At 65.0% G+C, this 17,412-nt stretch carries 18 protein-coding genes; 6 read left to right on the top strand and 12 right to left on the bottom strand.

Features of this window, described 5'->3' with window-relative positions:
* Window positions 1-164 precede the first annotated feature (164 nt).
* Window positions 165-386 carry a hypothetical protein gene (locus tag VGQ44_03225; protein ID HEV8445797.1) on the top strand — a complete coding sequence of 74 codons (222 nt, stop codon included), beginning with the start codon at window positions 165-167 and terminating at the stop codon, window positions 384-386.
* Window positions 387-482: 96 nt separating this feature from the next.
* Here VGQ44_03225 and VGQ44_03220 read toward each other — a convergent pair whose 3' ends face one another.
* Window positions 483-698, bottom strand: coding sequence for a cold-shock protein (locus tag VGQ44_03220; protein ID HEV8445796.1), 216 nt, complete (start codon window positions 696-698; stop codon window positions 483-485).
* A gap of 210 nt (window positions 699-908) precedes the next feature.
* Between VGQ44_03220 and ispG the strand changes: the two genes are divergently transcribed.
* The gene (ispG, locus tag VGQ44_03215; GenBank protein HEV8445795.1) at window positions 909-2,153 is read left to right on the top strand and encodes a flavodoxin-dependent (E)-4-hydroxy-3-methylbut-2-enyl-diphosphate synthase; all 1,245 of its coding nucleotides are present in this window, start codon (window positions 909-911) and stop codon (window positions 2,151-2,153) included.
* Window positions 2,154-2,157: 4 nt separating this feature from the next.
* Here ispG and VGQ44_03210 read toward each other — a convergent pair whose 3' ends face one another.
* From VGQ44_03210 to VGQ44_03190, 5 genes are all read right to left on the bottom strand, one after another.
* Complete coding sequence (locus VGQ44_03210; GenBank protein HEV8445794.1) at window positions 2,158-2,784, bottom strand: HD domain-containing protein; 627 nt, start codon at window positions 2,782-2,784, stop codon at window positions 2,158-2,160.
* A gap of 35 nt (window positions 2,785-2,819) precedes the next feature.
* Window positions 2,820-3,314: a GAF domain-containing protein gene (locus VGQ44_03205; GenBank protein ID HEV8445793.1), complete on the bottom strand. Its 495-nt coding sequence runs from the start codon at window positions 3,312-3,314 to the stop codon at window positions 2,820-2,822.
* Window positions 3,315-3,320: 6 nt separating this feature from the next.
* On the bottom strand, window positions 3,321-3,731 hold the full coding sequence (locus VGQ44_03200; GenBank protein HEV8445792.1) for a hypothetical protein: 411 nt from the start codon (window positions 3,729-3,731) through the stop codon (window positions 3,321-3,323).
* A gap of 73 nt (window positions 3,732-3,804) precedes the next feature.
* On the bottom strand, window positions 3,805-5,541 hold the full coding sequence (locus tag VGQ44_03195; protein HEV8445791.1) for a hypothetical protein: 1,737 nt from the start codon (window positions 5,539-5,541) through the stop codon (window positions 3,805-3,807).
* 109 nt (window positions 5,542-5,650) lie between these two features.
* The gene (locus VGQ44_03190; GenBank protein HEV8445790.1) at window positions 5,651-6,151 is read right to left on the bottom strand and encodes a plastocyanin/azurin family copper-binding protein; all 501 of its coding nucleotides are present in this window, start codon (window positions 6,149-6,151) and stop codon (window positions 5,651-5,653) included.
* Between the two features lie 133 nt (window positions 6,152-6,284).
* Between VGQ44_03190 and VGQ44_03185 the strand changes: the two genes are divergently transcribed.
* Entirely contained in the window at window positions 6,285-6,977 is a 693-nt protein-coding gene (locus VGQ44_03185; GenBank protein ID HEV8445789.1) for a HisA/HisF-related TIM barrel protein, read from the top strand.
* A gap of 1 nt (window position 6,978) precedes the next feature.
* On the opposite strand, the gene VGQ44_03180 is transcribed toward VGQ44_03185, so the two are convergent.
* On the bottom strand, window positions 6,979-8,292 hold the full coding sequence (locus VGQ44_03180) for a pitrilysin family protein (GenBank protein ID HEV8445788.1): 1,314 nt from the start codon (window positions 8,290-8,292) through the stop codon (window positions 6,979-6,981).
* A complete protein-coding gene (locus tag VGQ44_03175; GenBank protein HEV8445787.1) occupies window positions 8,292-9,617 on the bottom strand; it encodes a pitrilysin family protein in 1,326 nt (441 codons plus the stop codon). Before VGQ44_03175 ends, VGQ44_03180 begins: the two co-directional genes overlap by 1 nt.
* A gap of 112 nt (window positions 9,618-9,729) precedes the next feature.
* Here VGQ44_03175 and murB point away from each other — a divergent pair, with 112 nt between their 5' ends.
* Window positions 9,730-10,686 (top strand): UDP-N-acetylmuramate dehydrogenase, encoded by a 957-nt coding sequence (murB, locus tag VGQ44_03170; GenBank protein ID HEV8445786.1) that lies wholly within the window; start codon window positions 9,730-9,732, stop codon window positions 10,684-10,686.
* A gap of 2 nt (window positions 10,687-10,688) precedes the next feature.
* On the opposite strand, the gene VGQ44_03165 is transcribed toward murB, so the two are convergent.
* The 3 genes from VGQ44_03165 to VGQ44_03155 are packed head-to-tail and all read right to left on the bottom strand — an operon-like array spanning window position 10,689 to window position 15,126.
* Complete coding sequence (locus VGQ44_03165; protein ID HEV8445785.1) at window positions 10,689-12,830, bottom strand: hypothetical protein; 2,142 nt, start codon at window positions 12,828-12,830, stop codon at window positions 10,689-10,691.
* An 8-nt stretch (window positions 12,831-12,838) separates the two neighbouring features.
* Window positions 12,839-14,782 carry an ABC-F family ATP-binding cassette domain-containing protein gene (locus VGQ44_03160; protein ID HEV8445784.1) on the bottom strand — a complete coding sequence of 648 codons (1,944 nt, stop codon included), beginning with the start codon at window positions 14,780-14,782 and terminating at the stop codon, window positions 12,839-12,841.
* On the bottom strand, window positions 14,779-15,126 hold the full coding sequence (locus VGQ44_03155; protein HEV8445783.1) for an ArsC/Spx/MgsR family protein: 348 nt from the start codon (window positions 15,124-15,126) through the stop codon (window positions 14,779-14,781). The genes VGQ44_03160 and VGQ44_03155 overlap by 4 nt, the downstream gene beginning before the upstream one ends.
* A 66-nt stretch (window positions 15,127-15,192) precedes the next feature.
* Between VGQ44_03155 and VGQ44_03150 the strand changes: the two genes are divergently transcribed.
* Complete coding sequence (locus tag VGQ44_03150) at window positions 15,193-16,203, top strand: hydrolase (protein HEV8445782.1); 1,011 nt, start codon at window positions 15,193-15,195, stop codon at window positions 16,201-16,203.
* Window positions 16,204-16,324: 121 nt separating this feature from the next.
* On the top strand, window positions 16,325-16,810 hold the full coding sequence (locus VGQ44_03145) for a hypothetical protein (GenBank protein HEV8445781.1): 486 nt from the start codon (window positions 16,325-16,327) through the stop codon (window positions 16,808-16,810).
* 297 nt (window positions 16,811-17,107) lie between these two features.
* Here the strand turns inward: VGQ44_03145 and VGQ44_03140 are convergent, their stop codons facing one another.
* Window positions 17,108-17,398, bottom strand: a complete 291-nt coding sequence (locus VGQ44_03140) for a hypothetical protein (GenBank protein ID HEV8445780.1) — start codon at window positions 17,396-17,398, stop codon at window positions 17,108-17,110.
* Window positions 17,399-17,412: the final 14 nt, after the last annotated feature.

Raw genomic sequence — 17,412 nt, 5'->3', positions numbered from 1 at the left:
ATCTGTCAAGAGTCTATCATCTTGAAATAGCCAGACATGTAGCTGGTGTCGAGCAGCGCTGGGTCGAGAATCTGCTCACCAGATTCGAGCTCCCTGGTGTCGAGTCGGTCGGACAGGGTACCGCTCGCCGCATATCCCACTTGGGGATCTACCACGTGGCGCTCGTGGCTCGACTGGTACGCAGCGTGGGAATCCCGCTCGAACCGGCGTCGGCGCTCGCGATCCGCTTGTTGGCCGCCGACGATGGCCAGCCAATCGCCCTTCTCGGTGAGCTCGAGCTACGATTCGATCGCGCCGGCTTCGTGGCATCTATCGACTCGCTGATTGCCGATGCGGCCGAGGCAACGGTCCCTCCTCGGCGCGGTCGGCCGCCGGCGGGCCGTTGAGGAAACTCCGTGTGAGCGCGCTCACGGGCGTCCGACAAAAAACGGCGGGGCGCTTCTCAACCGAGAGGCGCCCCGCCGTCGTCTGTTTCGATTTTTCTAACGAGCCACGATCTTGCTGACATTCTCCGCGGCCGGTCCTTTCTGGCCTTGGACGAGGTCGAACTCAACGGGTTCACCCTCTGCCAACGTCTTGAACCCGTTCCCCTGGATGGAGCTGTAGTGGACGAAGCAGTCCTTGTCTCCGCCGTCTGGCGTGATGAACCCAAACCCCTTGGCGTCGTTGAACCACTTCACCTTTCCCGTCGTGCGCATGTTCTACTCCCTGAGGTCCGTCCGCTACAACACCGTGTTGCGCGGGTGGTAAAACCCGATCCCGTCATCCGACACCCGCGGACGCCCCGGTTTCAGGCGACGGCCAAAGTAGTAGTACCAGAAACCGCGGTCAAGCAGCACCCGCGAACCGTCGGTCTCCGGCCCCTGGCCGCGGCGTATCTTTCGGCGTCGTAAATCGAGACCGATACCTTGGCACCCTCTCCTTCCCAGTCGAATCGGCGACCGACCGTCAGCACGTGGATCGACGGCGTGCAGGTCGGATCCGCCGCGCCCGTGGTCGTGCAGTCGATGACGAACACCGATACCGCCGACGCCGCGCAAACGGCGGAGCAGGTGATTGCCCTCGCGCGGGCCGGTTCGCAGCTGGTCCGGGTGACGGTGAACAACGAGCCGGCGGCGGCGGCGGTCCCCGAGCTTGCTCAGCGCGTGGCCGACGCGGGCGTCGTCGTGCCTATCGTCGGGGATTTTCACTACAACGGGCATCTGCTGCTCGCGAAGTACCCCGCCTGCGCGGCGGTACTCGCCAAGTATCGCATCAACCCCGGCAATGTCGGCGGGAAACGACGCGACGAGAATTTTCGCACGATCGTTCAGATCGCGGTCGACAACGCCAGGCCCGTTCGAATCGGCGTCAACTGGGGATCGCTGGATCAGGATCTGTTGACGACGATGATGGACGAAAACGCGCGCGCTCAATCGCCTCGCGACGCGCGCGACGTCTACATCGACGCCATGCTGGCGAGCGCACTGCGCTCGGCGGAGTTGGCGGAGCAAGTCGGATTGGGGCACGACCGCATCATCATTTCCGCAAAGGTTTCAGGGGTGCAGGACCTCGTCGAGGTGTATCGGCGCCTTGCCGGGCGCTGCGACTATCCGCTGCACCTCGGGCTTACCGAAGCCGGAATGGGCACCAAGGGGGTCGTCGCCAGCACGGCAGGGCTTTCGATCCTTCTCGCCGAGGGAATCGGCGACACCATTCGCGTTTCGCTGACGCCACGGCCCAACGGCGACCGCACCGAGGAAGTCCTCGTGGCGCAGCAAATCCTGCAGTCGCTCGGCCTGCGAAGCTTCGCGCCACAGGTAACGGCGTGTCCGGGCTGTGGGCGTACCACGTCGACGTTCTTTCAACACATGGCCGAAGACATTCAGACCTACATCCGCGAGCAGATGCCGGTCTGGCGCGAGCGGCACGCGGGCGTCGAGGAGCTGCGGGTCGCCGTGATGGGCTGCGTCGTCAACGGACCGGGCGAGTCCAAGCACGCGAACATCGGCATCTCACTCCCCGGAACCTTCGAGGAACCGAAAGCCCCCGTCTACGTCGACGGGCAGCTCTTCACGACGCTCAAAGGCGACGGGATCGTTCAGGATTTTCTAAAGATTCTCGAGGACTACGTCGCGGCGCGCTATCGCGAACCGGCCACGGCCACACGATGAGCCGTCAAAAGCCGACCGGCTGATCTCGCGAAGCCGATTCGAGCGCGACCACGACATCCTCGAGCTCGGTCATGATTTCGCCGCGGAAACCCAATTCGCGGAGCCGATCGACCGTGCGGCGATAGCCGCGAACCGTTTCCTGCGGGCCACCCGAAAAACGCGTCCAAACGGTGCCGGGATCGATCGTGCGGCGAAGGTCGGCCAGCAAAGTGCCCGCCTCGTGCAAGACGTGCGCAGCGGAGATCCAGCGCGCCGCCTCGCTCGCGTCGGCCAATCGCGCGAGCGCGTCGTCGCGACGCTCGTCCGGCGAAAGCTCGACCCCGTCGTCGTCGATGCGTCGCTCGACGACCGCAAGGTCGAGTTCGAGCGCCGGCCGCCCGAACTTGGCGGCCACGCGTTGATCGAGCATTTCTCGCGAGTTGCCCTGACGGACGGAATCTTCGACGACCTGAAAGAGAATTCCGGCGACGACCGAGACGTCGTCTCGCTCGTATCGCGTCAGAATGATCGCGACGTTCGCCGGATGTGTCCCATAGGGGGCGCGCGTCCCTTTGCGCACCTGCTGATCGTGATGTTTGGCCGCGAACGCCAAGGCGTGGTTCACACGATCGGAATAACCCGGACTGGTCATGGCCAAGATCAGCCTACACGTCGGCTATGGGGGCGTCAACCGCGACCTTCGCCGGCGAACCAGCGAACGATGCGCTCGAGGCCGTCCGCGTCGGACTGGTCGAATGTCGCGCGACGTTCAGAATCGATGTCCAACACCGCGATGAGCGATCCGGCCCGGTCGAACACGGGGACGACAATCTCCGACTTGGATCGCGCATCGCACGTGATGTGTCCGGGAAATCGTGACACGTCCGGAACGATCACCGTCCGCCGCTCCGCGGCCGACGTGCCGCAGACGCCCCGACCGAAGGCGATCTCGAGGCAACCGAGCGTGCCCTGATAGGGTCCGACCCGCAGCAACTCGGGACCGACGACTCGATAGAAGCCCGTCCAAAGATGCCCGAACGAGAAGTGGAGCAGGGAAGCCAGCGTCGCCATCCCGGTGATGTCGTCGTCCAGACCGGCAAGCACGCCGAGCATCTGGGAGTGGAGGAGCGCGTACGCGCGGTCACGCGGCTCGTGCCGCAGATCCATCACCCCTTCAATCATCGAAGCTCATCTCGAGACGGCGGAAACGAGTTGAAGGTCGATCACCAGCAGCGCAGCGCCTTGCACCGCCAGACCTGCCCCGGCGCCCATTCCCGCCATATTGCGGCCGAACCAGCGGGACGACGCAGCCAGTACCGCTCCCATCCCGATGACGCCGACGTCGAACCCGACACGCATCCATGTTGCACGCTCGAGTCGAGTCGCGCCGGCCAGATCGCGTAGGTGCAACCCGTGCCACGCCATCGCGCCGACGAGACCCAGCACGAACCCCCACCCGCCTAGTTGCACCGCGAAGTGCTTGAGCACCGGAGACTTTATGTGTCGCGCGGCCAGTACCACGGCGATTGCGGTCGCCGCGATGATGGATAGGGCTGCCCACGCGAGCAGTCGCGCGACGTACTGGCGTTCGGCGCTCAAGACGGTATCGGCCCACACGGAGGGGATGCTAGCCGCGACGAGCACCGCCAGGAAGCCATCGCAACGGATCGACTCACCGGCCGCGCGTCAGCGTCTGCATCTCCGCCGTTTGCAGCGGTCGAGGACTCGTTTCGACCCGCTCCGCGCTCAACGTCGGAGGCGGAACCGAGTCCCAGAGAACGACGCCGATCGGTGTGCCGCCTCCGTTTCGAACTCCGTCCAGCGCCGCGCGCAGATCGGCGAGTCGTGTGTGTCCCACGCGCGCGCACACGATGACGTCGGGAACGGGAAGCGCTCCTCCCAGGCCCGCTGTCACATGTTCGAGGCTTGCGACGACGACGATCGCCTCGTAGTGACGCGCCAGGCGCATCGCCTCCTGGCGAAACAGGGCGACGAGCGCCGTTGGATCGAGCGGCGTCGGCGAGATACCGCTCGGAATGACGTCGATCGTGCGACTCCGTCCGGCCATGGTCTGTGTCGTCACCTCCGCCCAGTCGATGTGCGAGCGAAGGATGTCCGCGATTCCCGGCTCGGCGTGGCAACGCAGAGCGGCCGCCACCGGCAACACGGTCGCGTCAGTATCGATCAGAATCGTGCTGCGGGCCTCATCGGCCGCGATCGCGGCGACGTTCATGGCGACGACCGCGGCAATTCCTGTGTCCGCACCCGTGATCGCCAGCGACAGCCGCGTCGCCCCCGCGCGCACGACGTGCAGATACGTCAACTGGTAGCTCGGTGCTCTTGGGTCGAAGTACGGCGGCGCCATTCGGTCCGCGAGACGCCGGTCGCGGTTCGGGTCGCGCTGTCTCCGGGCCGCGGTCGCGAGGACTCTGACACCGGTGGCTCGCTCGACCTCGTGGTCGTCACTGATGCGCGGGTTCCGCATCTCGCCGAAGAAAGCCGCGCCAAATCCGAGTACGATCCCGATGACGAGCGCGGCGCCGAGGAGCGCCACGGGCGGCGCGCTCACCTGGGCGGCAGCGCGCGAACGGGCGGCATCCCGGTCGTAGTCGTCGGCGCGTCGTCGCGCGTTCACGAGCGCCGTCTCCGCGTCGACGACCATCGATTGCGCCGAATCGCGCTCGCCGACCCAGCCCACGGTGTCCGTCGTCGGAGCGGTGGCCGTCAGCTGTTCTTCGCTGGCAACGCCGAGCCCCGCCGTCAATTGTCGAAGCGAATCTCTCGTAGCGCGGCCGATCGCCTCGATCGACTGTCCGACGCCCGTCGCCCGCGCCGCGAGCGCGGCCGCTTGCGCGTCTCCGCCTCCCGGCAATCCGAATGCATCCCGTTCTCGCTCGATCTCGTTGAGCGAATCGAGGAGCGCTTTTACTCGCTGCTGACGAGCGAGAGGTGGAGACTGCGCCAGGGCCCGGTACGCGGCGATCACTGGCGCGGTCTCGATCCTGGTGAGCAACGCATCAAGATTCCCTGCCGCCGCGGCCAAAGAGTCCCTCGCGACGAGATTGGCCGGATTGAGCGCGGGAAGCCCGCGTGGCTGCGATACGGCCGCAGAGCGGGCCTGGGCTAGCGCCGACTCGACTGACGCGAGGCGCCCACGAGCGTGTGTCACTGCGGAAGCGTACAGCGCGGTATCCGGCCGCGGCGCGCGCGCGGTCAGCGGTGTCGTCGACCGCCGCGACTGAAACGGCGTGATCACGAGGGACACCAAGACCGCCACGAATGTGCTGATGGCGACCGCGCCGATGAACACCGGACGGTTCACCGCGTTGCGTGCGCGCGCTGTGAGCCACGCCTGGCGCGAAATGCTCCGATGCTGGGACGTCGAGAATTCGGCGGTCGACTGCATCATGTATCGAAGTCTGTCATGTCCCTTGGGCCGGTGCTACCGAGCCTGCTAGACGGCAAAAAAACGCGGGGCCAGAAGGCCCCGCGCTCTGACTGTGCTCGACCGCCTGGCGTTACTGAACGGTGATCGTGCCCTTCATGTTCATGGCGATGTGTGGCGTGCAGTGGAACTCGTACTTTCCGGGCTTTACGCCGCCGAACGAGACAATGTAGTCCTCGTTCGGGTTCATCAACGTCGGGCCGTGCAGCTCGCCGACTTTGCCGTCCATGTTCGCGTCGAGCTGGGCCTTGGAGTCGGCCGGCGTCGTGGCGGGGTCGAACTGAACGTCGTGCGGTCCCCCGGCGACCATGACGAACTTGACCGCATCGCCGCTCTTGATCGTGAGATCCGCGGGCTCGAAACGATAGCCTTTGTCATCGCCAATCATCTTGACTTCAACCGTCTTGCCCGTCGGAGCAATCTTGGCCAGTGCGCCAGCCGCCGGCGCCGGATTGGCCGGTGGGGTGGCGGCCGAGGCCGGGGCGCTTGTCGTATCCTTGGGCTTGTTCTCGCCGCCGCCGCAAGCGCCGACGAGAGCCGCGCTCGCGAGGAGCACCAATCCGCTGAACCGCATTGCTGGGAACCTCCGGGGTGCCTAGCTGATCGTGTTGTGGAGCACTTCGGTACGTTGGGAATGTGAATTTATTCACAAAGTCGGATCCGCGCAACGCAGTCGCGCTGGCTTCAAGTGCGCCTACGTTCTTGCCATGCTCGTCATCCCGAGATTCGAGATTCAGACTGGAGCGCTGACCCGTGGTTCGACGGCCGGTCAGCCAGCCTCGGACCACCCCGCGGCGACGGCTCGCGCCTGGGTCAGCGACGGGTACGGCCGACTACTGATGGTCGACAGAGATGCCATCGGCGGCCACCGCCCCAACTACGGCTTGGTCGAGAGTCTGGCGCGCGACGTCGGCGTCGAGGTCGACATCGCGGCCGCGGCCGATTCCACCGACCAGATCGAGGCGTGGCTCGACTCCGGCGCTTCGCGCGTCGTGCTCGGCGCGCGCGCGCTGTCTGAAAACGACTGGCTTCGTTCGACCGCCGAGGTGTTTCCGGCAGCCCTGATCGTTGAAACGAGCGTTCGCGAACGCCGCGTGACGACGCGTGGTTGGGTGAGAACGCTTTCGATCGATCTCCTGGACCTGGTCGAAGAGCTAGCCGGTTTGCCGATCGCGGCGCTGATCATCACCGCGCCGCCCGGAACGTCCTCGCCGGAGCTCGCGCTCCTCGAGGATGTGGCGGACGCGAGCTCCTTTCCGGTGCTGGTCGAGGACGCCCAGCCGACCGTGAGCGCGCTGCGCGCCTTCGAGCATCGCGGCGTCGCAGGTGTCGTCGTTCCAGCTGGCGCGTTGGCGACCGCACTCGATCCGCGCGCCGTCGCCAACGAATTCGTTCGCTGATCTAGAACTGCGCGAGCAGGTCGCGCGGCAGCGCATCGAGCTTGCCGAGATACACGAAGCGGAAGTCGTGCATGTAGGAATTGGCCACGCGGCGCACGTCCTCGGGCTGAACGCGTCGCAGATCGTCGACGAAATGGCTCGCCAGGCGGAAGTCGCCTTGGTAGATCTGCGCGCGTGCGAGGAACGTCGCTTGATCGCCGTTCGTCTCGTTGCGGAGGAAATACTCCGTGATGAACTGCTGCACGAGTCTCTCCAATCCGTCGCGATCGAGCAGCTCGCGCTGAAGGCGATCGATCTCCGAACGCATCAGCTTGAGCGTCGCTCTCGGATCGACGGTCGTGACGTAGACCCCTCCGCTCGATACGGCGCGCTCGAGAAAGGGCGCGTCGACCTCGTACGAAAGGTTGCGGCGCGATCGTATCTCGGTGAAAAAGCGTCCGGAGAGCACGGCGCACGCGATCCGCAGCGCCTGGTAGTCGAGATTCGTCGCGGCCGGCCCCGCGTAGTAGCCGAGCAAATAATTGGTCGGCAGCGGCATCGCGCGCGTCAACAGCGCGCGTCCGGTCGACCTCGACGCGCCGGGGGCGGTCCATGAATACGATCCGCGGGGCAAGCGTCCGAGCGTCCGACGCACGAGATCTTCGACGCGGGCACGCTCCACGTTGCCGACGACGACCACCAGCATCCGCGACGCCACCATCTGAGTTTCCTGATAGCGCCGGACCTGAGGCAGCGTGATCGACTGCAGCGAGGACTCCGTTCCGCTCGGGTCGAACCCGTACGGCTGGCCGATCCATTGGAGGCTGTCTGCCAGACGGGTGAGCAGAGGATCGGGCGCGCTCGATGCCTCGCGGACCGCGGTGAGCATTCGTTCCCGAACCAGCTCGACCTCGGAAGAATCGAGCGTGGGCTCCATCAAGCGGTTTGCCAGGACGTTCCAGGTCGAATCGAAAGTCGCGCGAATGCACGTCGTGCCGAAGACCGTCCAGTCCTCCGACGGCGCGATTCCGATGGTGCAGCCCGTCTTCACGAGCGCCTGACGGACTTTTTCGCCGGGATATCGTTTCGTGCCGCGCTCCGACGCACGCAACAGCATCACTTCGATGCCCTGACTGGCCGGCGAAAGCTGCTGCGTTCCGCCGAGCAGGTAGACGTTGGCCGTGATGACGTCGTTGGCGGTGTTCCGCCGGAGAATGACCTTCACCCCGTTGACGTCGAACGCCGTCGTCCCCGTGTCGGTCTGTGCGAGCGTGGGCACGACGGGCACGAGCCACGCGAGCGCAACGAAGACGACGAGCTTGACCAGACGCGCCATCACGGGCGAATCCTCGGCTCAGTCAAATCGGACGTCGTCAGTTTCAGCGCGCCACGCGCGCCCGGCGAAATCAGGACGCCGGTGACGTGCGGTTTGCCGACGATGTATTTCGCGGCGTACGCGGCGAGATCGGACGGGCGCTGTTTCGCCATGTTGTCCACGTAGCCGTAGAAGTAGTCGAGTCCCGTGACCGCCCACCAAAACCCGACCTGGTGCGCGAACCCGGATGCGCGCTCGAGATTGAGCTCCGTGTCGACGGTCCGTCGCTGCTTGACCGCTTCGAGCTGGTCCTTCGCGAAGTAGCTCGAGTCGCTCAGCTTCGATATTTCGTCGCGAAGCGCGGCGAGCGCTTCGCGCAGATGCTGCGGCGTCGTCTCGCCTTCGATCGTGATCGGGCCGACGTGGTTCAGCGTGTAGTAGTTGACGCCGATCGATTCGAACAACCCACTGTCCACCAAGCGTCGCTGAAAGCCTGAACCCGACTGATTCAGCACGTCCGAGAAAACGTCTGCCGCGTAGGTCGCGGCAGGGTCGGCCGTGGCACCGGGACCCTGCCACTGGAGCATGACGATCACGCTGCCGATCTCCTGCTCGACGATGACCGCCGTATCGCGCGTCAGCGGCGGAATCGGTGGAATCGGCTCGGTCGTGAACGGATCGGGCCCGCGCTGCCACCCACCGAAGACGGATCGGGCGAGCGAGAACGCGCGGTCGCTGGCGATGTCGCCCGTGATGATGATCGCCGTGTTGTTCGGGATGTAGTAGCGCTTTTCGATCGTCCGCATCTTGTCCGGCGTCGTGCTTTCGATGATGGCGCGCTCGCCGAGCGGGTTCTTGCGGCTCCAGGCGGAACCCCACAGCGCTTTGCCCATGTCCTGCGAGAAACCGAACATCGGGTTGGATTCGTTCCGGTCGTATTCTCCGATCACCACCTGGCGCTCACTGGACAGCTCGTCGGTCCGGAACTCGGGGTACATGAGCGCGTCGGCGAGGAACTTCATCCCGCCCTGCACGCTGTCGACCGGAACGGTCAGATAATAGTTGACGCGCTCCTCGCTGGTCGTACCGTTGAACGCCGCCCCGAGCTCGGAGGCGCGCGCCACGAACTGGTCGGGCTCCCGATACGTGCGATTGGCCTTGAAGAACATGTGCTCGTACAGGTGCGACAGTCCCTCGTACTCGGCGCCCTGCGTGAACGACCCGTTCTTCACGTCGGCCTCGATGGTCACCAGCGGCACGCCGGGGTTCTGGACGACGATCACGTCGAGGCCGTTGGGGAGCGTCGTCCGTTGAATGCGCTTCTCGAGCGCGGCCCGCTGGGGCATGAGCGCAGAGGGGAGCAATAACAGCAGAGCGGCGCGCCGCCATCCGCGCGCCGCATTCCGAACGGCGCGCCGTGGCGCGCCTGTCCTCTCGTGACTTTCTTTCATCGCAACCATGAGTGTTTCAGATCTCTCCTCGGTTGAGCGACTCGCCGCGCGCCTGAACGGTGCATTTCTTCGGCGCCATCAGCCGATCGCGCCGTACACCACGTTCAAAATCGGCGGACCCGCCGACCTGTTCTACGATGCGACATCGGCGTCAGCGTTGGCTGACGCCGTGGTCGCCGCCCGCGAAGCCGGTGTACCCTACTTCGTGCTGGGGCTCGGCGCCAACATCCTTGTCGGCGACGGCGGCTTTCGCGGTCTCGTCATTCGAAACACGGCTCGCGCCCACGAGTTCCGCGAAATCGGCGACGAGTGCAAGCTCTGGTCCGAGAGCGGGGCCATCGTGAAGGACCTGATCCGTGAATCGGTCGCTCGAGGATGGTCCGGGCTGGAGCATTACGTCGGCATTCCGAGCACCGTCGGCGGCGCGATCTGGCAGAATCTCCACTTTCTGTCTCCCGCGCCGGAGCGCGAGCGCACGATGTTCATCGCCGAGGTGTTCGAGTCGTGTGAGATCCTGTCCGAGGAAGGCGAACGAAAGACCGTGGGCCCCGACTACGTGCGATTCGGGTACGACGACTCCGTCTTTCACCATCGGCGCGACCTCGTGCTGACGACGACGTTTCGCCTGAAGCGCGGCGATCAGGCGGCGATGCACCGGGTTCTTCAAGAGAATCTGAGTTGGCGCGGAAGCCGTCACCCCTGGCTCGACTGGCATCCGAGCGCCGGATCGATCTTCAAGAAGATCGAAGGAGTCGGAGCCGGTCGCCTCGTGGATCAGTGCGGCCTGAAGGGGATGCGGCACGGCGACGCGCAGATCTCGCACATCCACGCCAACATCATGGTGAATCTCGGCGACGCGACGGCCAAAGACGTTCGCGAGTTGATCGCCTTCGCACAGCGCACGGTCGAAGAACAGTGCGGCGTGCATCTCGAGCCCGAGATCGGTTTCATCGGCGAGTTCTGACGCTAGAAGAGCGTCCCGAATCCGACCACGAGTCGCCAGTGCGCGGGGTGGTCGATGGGCCTCGCGAGGCCGACGTGCAGCAAGTCCGAGAAGAAGCTGATGCCGGCGCCGGCCGTGGCGCGGATGCCGTTCGTCGCCACAGATAGCGGATCGCCGTTCGCATCAACGCCGAGTTGGCGGACGGAGTTCGCCGCGGTGCTCGAAGATATTTCCGTCCAGCCTCCCTGAATGCTCGCGACCAGGCCGGGACTCAGACCGGGGATGAAGACGCGGCGGACCAGTAGGATCGGCCTCTGCAAAACGCCGAAGCGATAGCCGACAAACGTTCGGAAGAGTGCCGCGCGGTCGCCCGCGAATTGCTTGTATCGGTACCCGGGCAAGAGCATGTTGCCGCCCAGCTCGAACAGCTGTTGTGGCGGCGGATCAGCGCCGAATACCGCGCCGAAGTCGGCGTGCGCCCCGAGCGACAGTGGGCCGACGTACTGGCGGGCGGAAAGTCCGAGCTCGGCTCGTTGCCAATCGAGATCGCCCCTGCCGTACTCGTAGTGAGCCCGCGCTCCGATCCCCGGGCGCGCGAAATCGCCGGTAACGCTCGGATGAAATTCAGCGTCGACGGAACCGAATACGTAGTCGCCCGCGGTCGCGCCCCGGTTGAGTCGGAAGCCGCCGTTGGTCGAGAAGATGCCTTGCGACAATCGCGTGCGTTCGGGACGATCTTGACCGAACCCTGCCTGAGCCGTGATGAGCGCGACGTCGATCGCGCCGATGATTCGCGTCACGGACGCTGCGGCTCGCCGCCGGTCCAGGTAGTCGTCGTCGTCGACCGAGGAGAGGAGGGCGCCGAACCCGGGATCGTCGCCCAGCGGAATTCCGAAATCGTTCGTCGATGCGAGCGTGCGCTCGGCGCGAACACCGAACGTTTGCGCGCCATGCTTCCACGATGCGAACGCCCCGCCGCGCGCCGTCTGTTCGGTAAACGCCCATCCGCCGTACGCGCCGACCGAAAGACCCGGCGCCGCGGAGCGGAGCTCTAGGTTGGGTGCGATGCCCACGTACAGGCCTTCGACCCGGTTGAACCGAAATACGTGGCCCAGCGAACCGGAAAACAACAAGAGTTGCGGGGGGCCGTCGGCTCGCCAAACTGTCGGCGCGAGATCGGCGAAATCGTCGGCACGCACGGAACTGGTCTCCGTACCGATCGGCGTCCGCCAGTCGCTGAACGAATCGACGCTGTCCGACGGCGCCCACGTCACCACGACCAGCGGGTGTTTCGAAGTATCGGCCACCGTCGCGCCGGTGTCGGCCACGAGATCGGCGATCGTCGAGACGATTCGGAAGACGGGGCGCGATTGGCCCAGTCCGGGAAAGCTCGCCTGAAACTCGGTGCGCTGAAACGACGGCAGCCAATACCGTCCATTGTACTCGGCGTTGACGAATTCCACGTACGCCGCTGCGACGACGCCAGCGGCTCGCGCGAAACGCGCACCGAACGTTTCATGGCCGCCGAGGACCACCATCTTTCCGCGCATTCGCACGATCTCGAAGCGAGTCGCGTCGAGATCGATCTCGCCGTCGAATGCGCCGAAACGCGTTTCGTGATGGAAATCCGGATGCACGCGGATTCGCGCAATCGGCACCGATCGGTTTCCGACCCGCAGAGTCGTGACGGTGTCGCCGCCGGTGAATCGATAGTACTGGTCGCGGTCCTCAGCGAAAGGATGAACCACGGTGAGCGTATCGCGTCGGTTCGCGCGCGTCATGTACGCGCCGAGCGAAAGGCGTTCTCCGTACAACGAAGGAACGGTCCAGCCTCGAACGATCGTCAGGCTCGAATACGGAACCCCGACGGTTTGCGCGCGATAGCCGACAACGTGCAAATCGTACGGCCCATCGCGGGTCCAACGCGCACGCGAGGTCATCTGCTCGATCTCGCCGGCGTTTTCTCGGCCGAGAGAGTCCCGAATGATCAATCCGACTTCGGTCTCGACGCGGCTCGTGTATCCGCGGAGCTCGCGCGGCGGATGACGGTTGGACTCCGCCGCGGCCGAGACCATGGCGCGAAGCGCCGGAGTCGCGTAGGTCGAATCTCCCCTGGGCCCTTCGGCCTGCGCGAGCAGCGCGATCACGAATGCAGTCGCCAGCACGGGTCGACTTACGGCGAGCGCGCCGCCAGGGTGTCAGCCAGCTCCGTAGCGCTCGCCCACTCGTCGAGCAATCGGTCAAGCGCGCGTTTCAACTCCTCGAGCTCACGGCCGAGCCCGGCTGCACGGACCGCGCCGTCCGCTGCCACGTAAAGACCGGGGGCCTCGAGCTCCGCCATGATTTCCCCCACGCGGCGCTCGACGTCTTGGATCTCTACTTCCAATTCCGACACCCTGCGCTGAGCCGTGCGCACGACCGTTCGCGCTTGTCGCGCGGCGTCGTCGCGGCGCCCGATCTTCTTTTGTTCGGCGACGCGGCGAACACGCTCCTCTTCTTCGGCCACAACCGCGGCTGCGCGAGAACGTTCCGCGGAGATCACCTCCCACTCCTCGAACCCGCCGTCGAACGGCGTGAAGCGACGATCGTGCAGAATCCAGAGCCTCGTCGTAAGCGCGCGGAGCAGTTCGCGGTCGTGACTCACCAGAAGAACGCTTCCTTCGTAGTCGCCGATCGCGTCCTCGAGCGCTTCGATCGACTCGACGTCGAGATGGTTCGTCGGCTCGTCGAGGATGAGCAGATTCGCTTCGCTTAGCATCAGCATCGCCAACGCGACGCGAGCTTGCTCGCCGCCCGACAACGTTTCAGTACGACGCCCCACTTCATCACCGGAAAATCCGAAGCGCCCGAGATGTCCTTGTACCAGACGACGGTCCCACGTCGGACGAAGGTCGTTGATGACGTCGTACACCGTCTTGTCGAGCGGCACCTGTGCGAGATCCTGGCGGTAGTAGCCGACCGTGATGCCGGCGCCGATGCGCAGCTCACCACTCGAAACGTCGTGGTCCCCGAGCAACGCGCGCAGGAAGGTCGTCTTCCCGGAACCATTCGGCCCAACGAGCCCGAGCACGTCGCCGCGCATCAGCGTTCCCGTCGCGCCGTGAACGAGTGTGCGCTCATCGACCTTCACGGTGGCGCGATCTGCGATCGCGACCCGGTCGCCGCCGCGGGCGACGGGGCCAAAGCGAAGCGCCATCGCCGCATCGTCGCTCGGCGGCGGACTGAGGCGAGCCATACGCGCAAGGCGTGTGCGTCGCCCCTTCGCTTGCCGGCTGTTTTGTCCGGCGATGTTGCGAGCGATGTAGTCCGCTTCGCTGGCGATCTTGCGCTGTTGTTGCTCGAATTGGCGCTGGACGGTGAGACGTCGAAGGTTTCGCTGCTCGACGAACGACGCGTAGCCCCCCTCGTAAGCCGTCGCGCTGTCGCCCTCGAAATGCAGCACGTGATCGGCGACCGCTGCGAGGAACGCCCGATCATGGCTGACCAGAAGCACCGTCATCGGCGCCGACGCGAGGTACGACTCGAGCCAGGACGTCGTCTCGAGATCGAGGTGGTTCGTCGGCTCGTCGAGCAATAGCACATCGGCCGGGGCGACCAACTGTCGCACGAGACCAAGCCGACCGCGTTCCCCGCCGCTCAACTGAGCCACGGGCGTCGTGCGCGCGGACGCGGGATCGAAACCCAAGCCGTGCAGCACCGCGTCGACCCTCGGCGCGATTGTGTAACCGCCCTCTCGTTCGAATCGTTCGAGATTTGCGCCGTATCTCGCGAGACCGGATTCATCTTCCTGGCCGAGTCGGTCCGCCTGCGCGATCAGGTCGCGCTCGAGCGCCAGCAGATCGGCGAACGGACCCGCTGCCGCCTCCCAGATCGTCGTTGCGCCTCCGAACTCTCGGTGCTGCTCCAAGAGCGAAACACGCAACCCAGGCTGTTTCGCGATTTCTCCGCGGCTCGGGTCGAGCTCACCGGTCAGCAGACGAAACAGAGTCGTCTTGCCCGTGCCGTTGCGACCGATGATTCCCCAGCGATGGCCGGCGGCAACCGTGAACGACACCCCGTCGAAAATCGTGCTGGCCCCAAAATCGACGCCGACGCGCGAGACGGAGAATAGCGTCACTTCGCCGTCCAGGCCTTCCAGTCCTGCTCCGCCAGCCCAACCGTGAGCAGGTTGCCGCTGCGAACGAGCGGCATGACGAGCAGGAGCGGTTCGTCCGCCAGGCGTTCGGCCCACCGTTCGTTCGAGAAACGGGCGGATCGAAGACCAAGTTCTTCGAACCGGCGAGAGTCTCGGTCGAGCAGCTTCTCGATTCCGAAGCGTTCGAGGAAGCGCCGCAGTTCGCCCGGCGACGCGGCGCGCTCGTTCAGGTCCACGAAATGGGTCTTGATTCGCCGCTCGGCGAAAAAACGCAACGCTTTCCTCGTGTCTGCACTTTTCTTCACGCCGAAGATTTGAACTTCCATCGCTCGGGCTCGGCTGTTATTAACCGCGATCCGCTTCTCCCCCCGTTCCCGCAAGGAGTTTCGTTCGTGTCGTCCCATGAGCGGCGCCGTGGAAGCGAGTATACCTACCGCCCGGCGTGGTGGGTACCCGGCGCGCACGCACAGACGATGTGGGGCAGGTTCTTTCGCAAAAGAAATCTCTTCGGAGCGCGCGTCGAACGATGGGATACGCCCGATGGCGACTTCGTCGACGTACACCGGCTCGACGGGGACGAGGCGGAGCCGCGCCTCTTCATCCTACACGGCCTCGAGGGGACGATCCGGTCGCATTACGTGACAGGATTCTTCGCCGAAGCAAAGCGTCGTGGCTGGAGCGCCGATCTCCTGATTTTCCGGGGTTGCGGCGACGAGCCGAACCGACTGCCGCGGTTTTACCACTCCGGCGACACCGGCGACCTGGCGTTCGCACTCAATCGAGTGCTCAACGAGTATCCGCGCTCTTCGGTCGGCCTCGCCGGGGTTTCACTTGGGGGCAACGTGCTGCTCAAGTTCCTTGGCGAACGCGGTGACGGCCTCTCTCCGCGCGTGCGCGCCGCGGCGGCGATCTCGGTTCCGTTCGACTTGGAGAAGGGCGCGCGCAAGATCTCGACGGGCTTTTCGCGAATCTACGATCGGCACTTTCTGCGGACGCTTCGCGAAAAGGCGCGGACGAAGCTCGCGGTCTATCCCGGCCTCTTCGACGCCGGTCGCCTTGAGCGCGCTCGTTCGATTTTCGAGTTCGACGACGCCGTCACGGCGCCGGTGCACGGATTCGCCGACGCGCATGACTACTACGCGCGGTCGAGCTCGTTACCGTGGCTGGAAAAGATTCGGCGGCCGACTTTCCTGTTGAGCGCAATGGATGATCCGTTTCTTCCTTCCGCCGTGCTCGACGACGTTCGCGCCGCGGCGCGCGTGAACCCGGCTCTCAGCCTCGAGTTCACGGATCAGGGGGGCCATGTCGGGTTCGTCGGCGGCCGATGGCCCTGGTCCGCCTCGTATTACGCCGAGTGGCGCGCGTGCGAGTTTCTTGCTCAATCGTTGCTGGAGGCCGCTTGAAAAGCGGGTTCATTGCCTCACATTCAGCGAATCAGCTGCACATGGGCCCACGTCGGCCCGACCATCGGACCGCGGACGCATGACCGTTCTCTACCTCGCGAGCTTCATCGTCGGCTTGCTATTGGCCGTGCGTATCATGACCCACGGCGTGGAGCGGCCGCGCGAGGAACATCCGACCGGCGATCGTTCGTTCCGGCTTTCCCCGCCCGTCATTGTGGTATTTGCCATGCTTTTCGGCGCGGGCGGGTATCTCATGACGCGCGGAGGCGTCGCCCAATCGATTGTTGCCCCGATTGCGGCCCTGCTCGGCGCCGTGGGTTCAATCATTGCTGCACGACTGGTTAAGAGCTGGTGGCAAGTGGTTCCGGAACACGATGTCGACGACGAGCGCTATGTACTCCAGGGTCACCTGGCTCGTGTGACGAAATCGATCGGTCCGGATGTTGACGGAGAGGTGGCGTTCGAGTTCGGTGGCGACCGTAGGTTGCTTCGGGCTCGAGGCTCGGTCGGCGGGACGATCGCCGCCGACACGGATGTAGTGATCGAGCGCGTCGAGGCTGACGTCGCGTACGTGGAAGCGTGGGCGGACGTCGAGAAGCGCCTGTAGGCTGCGGCGGAGGATACGATGTGGAACGCGGTGCTATGCATTCTCATCATCGGCGGATTCTTCATCCTGCGCGCGATCCTCGCTACGGTCTTTTTCTTCTATCTACTTCCGCAAGGTGACCACTGCCCGAACTGCGATGCGGTCACCCTTCGGATTCAGTCGCGCGGGTGGAACCTCTTGTTTCCCCGGTTCAGGACAAGTTGGTGCTACGAGTGCGGCTGGCATGGTCTCCTGCGTCGAGGGCCGCTGAGCGCGCCAACCGCCACGGCCGAGCTGACGCGACACCATCGCTGACGATCAGGCGCCGGCGGCCAACACCCGAAGCCACTCCGGCCAGTTCCCGCTCAGCTCGAAGAAGTCGTCAAAATAGCGAAGCCCCGCTCGCTCCAGAGCGGCGATGACGTCTGCCACCGCATCGCCGCCCCCGCCGTAAATCGGGCCGATCACGACGAGACCGCCTTCGACGCGAAACTCTTCTGGCGTCAGACCGAGCCGCTCATCGATCGTCGCGCGCGCAATTCCGCTTTCCTCGTAGGCGCGCTTCAGCACGAGAATGGAGGGGGCGCCGTGTTGAATCGGAAGTGGCATATGTCGGTCTCCGC

Source organism: Gemmatimonadaceae bacterium (assembly GCA_036003045.1).
Lineage (GTDB): Bacteria > Gemmatimonadota > Gemmatimonadetes > Gemmatimonadales > Gemmatimonadaceae > JAQBQB01.
This window is presented reverse-complemented; position numbering and strand designations above follow the sequence as displayed.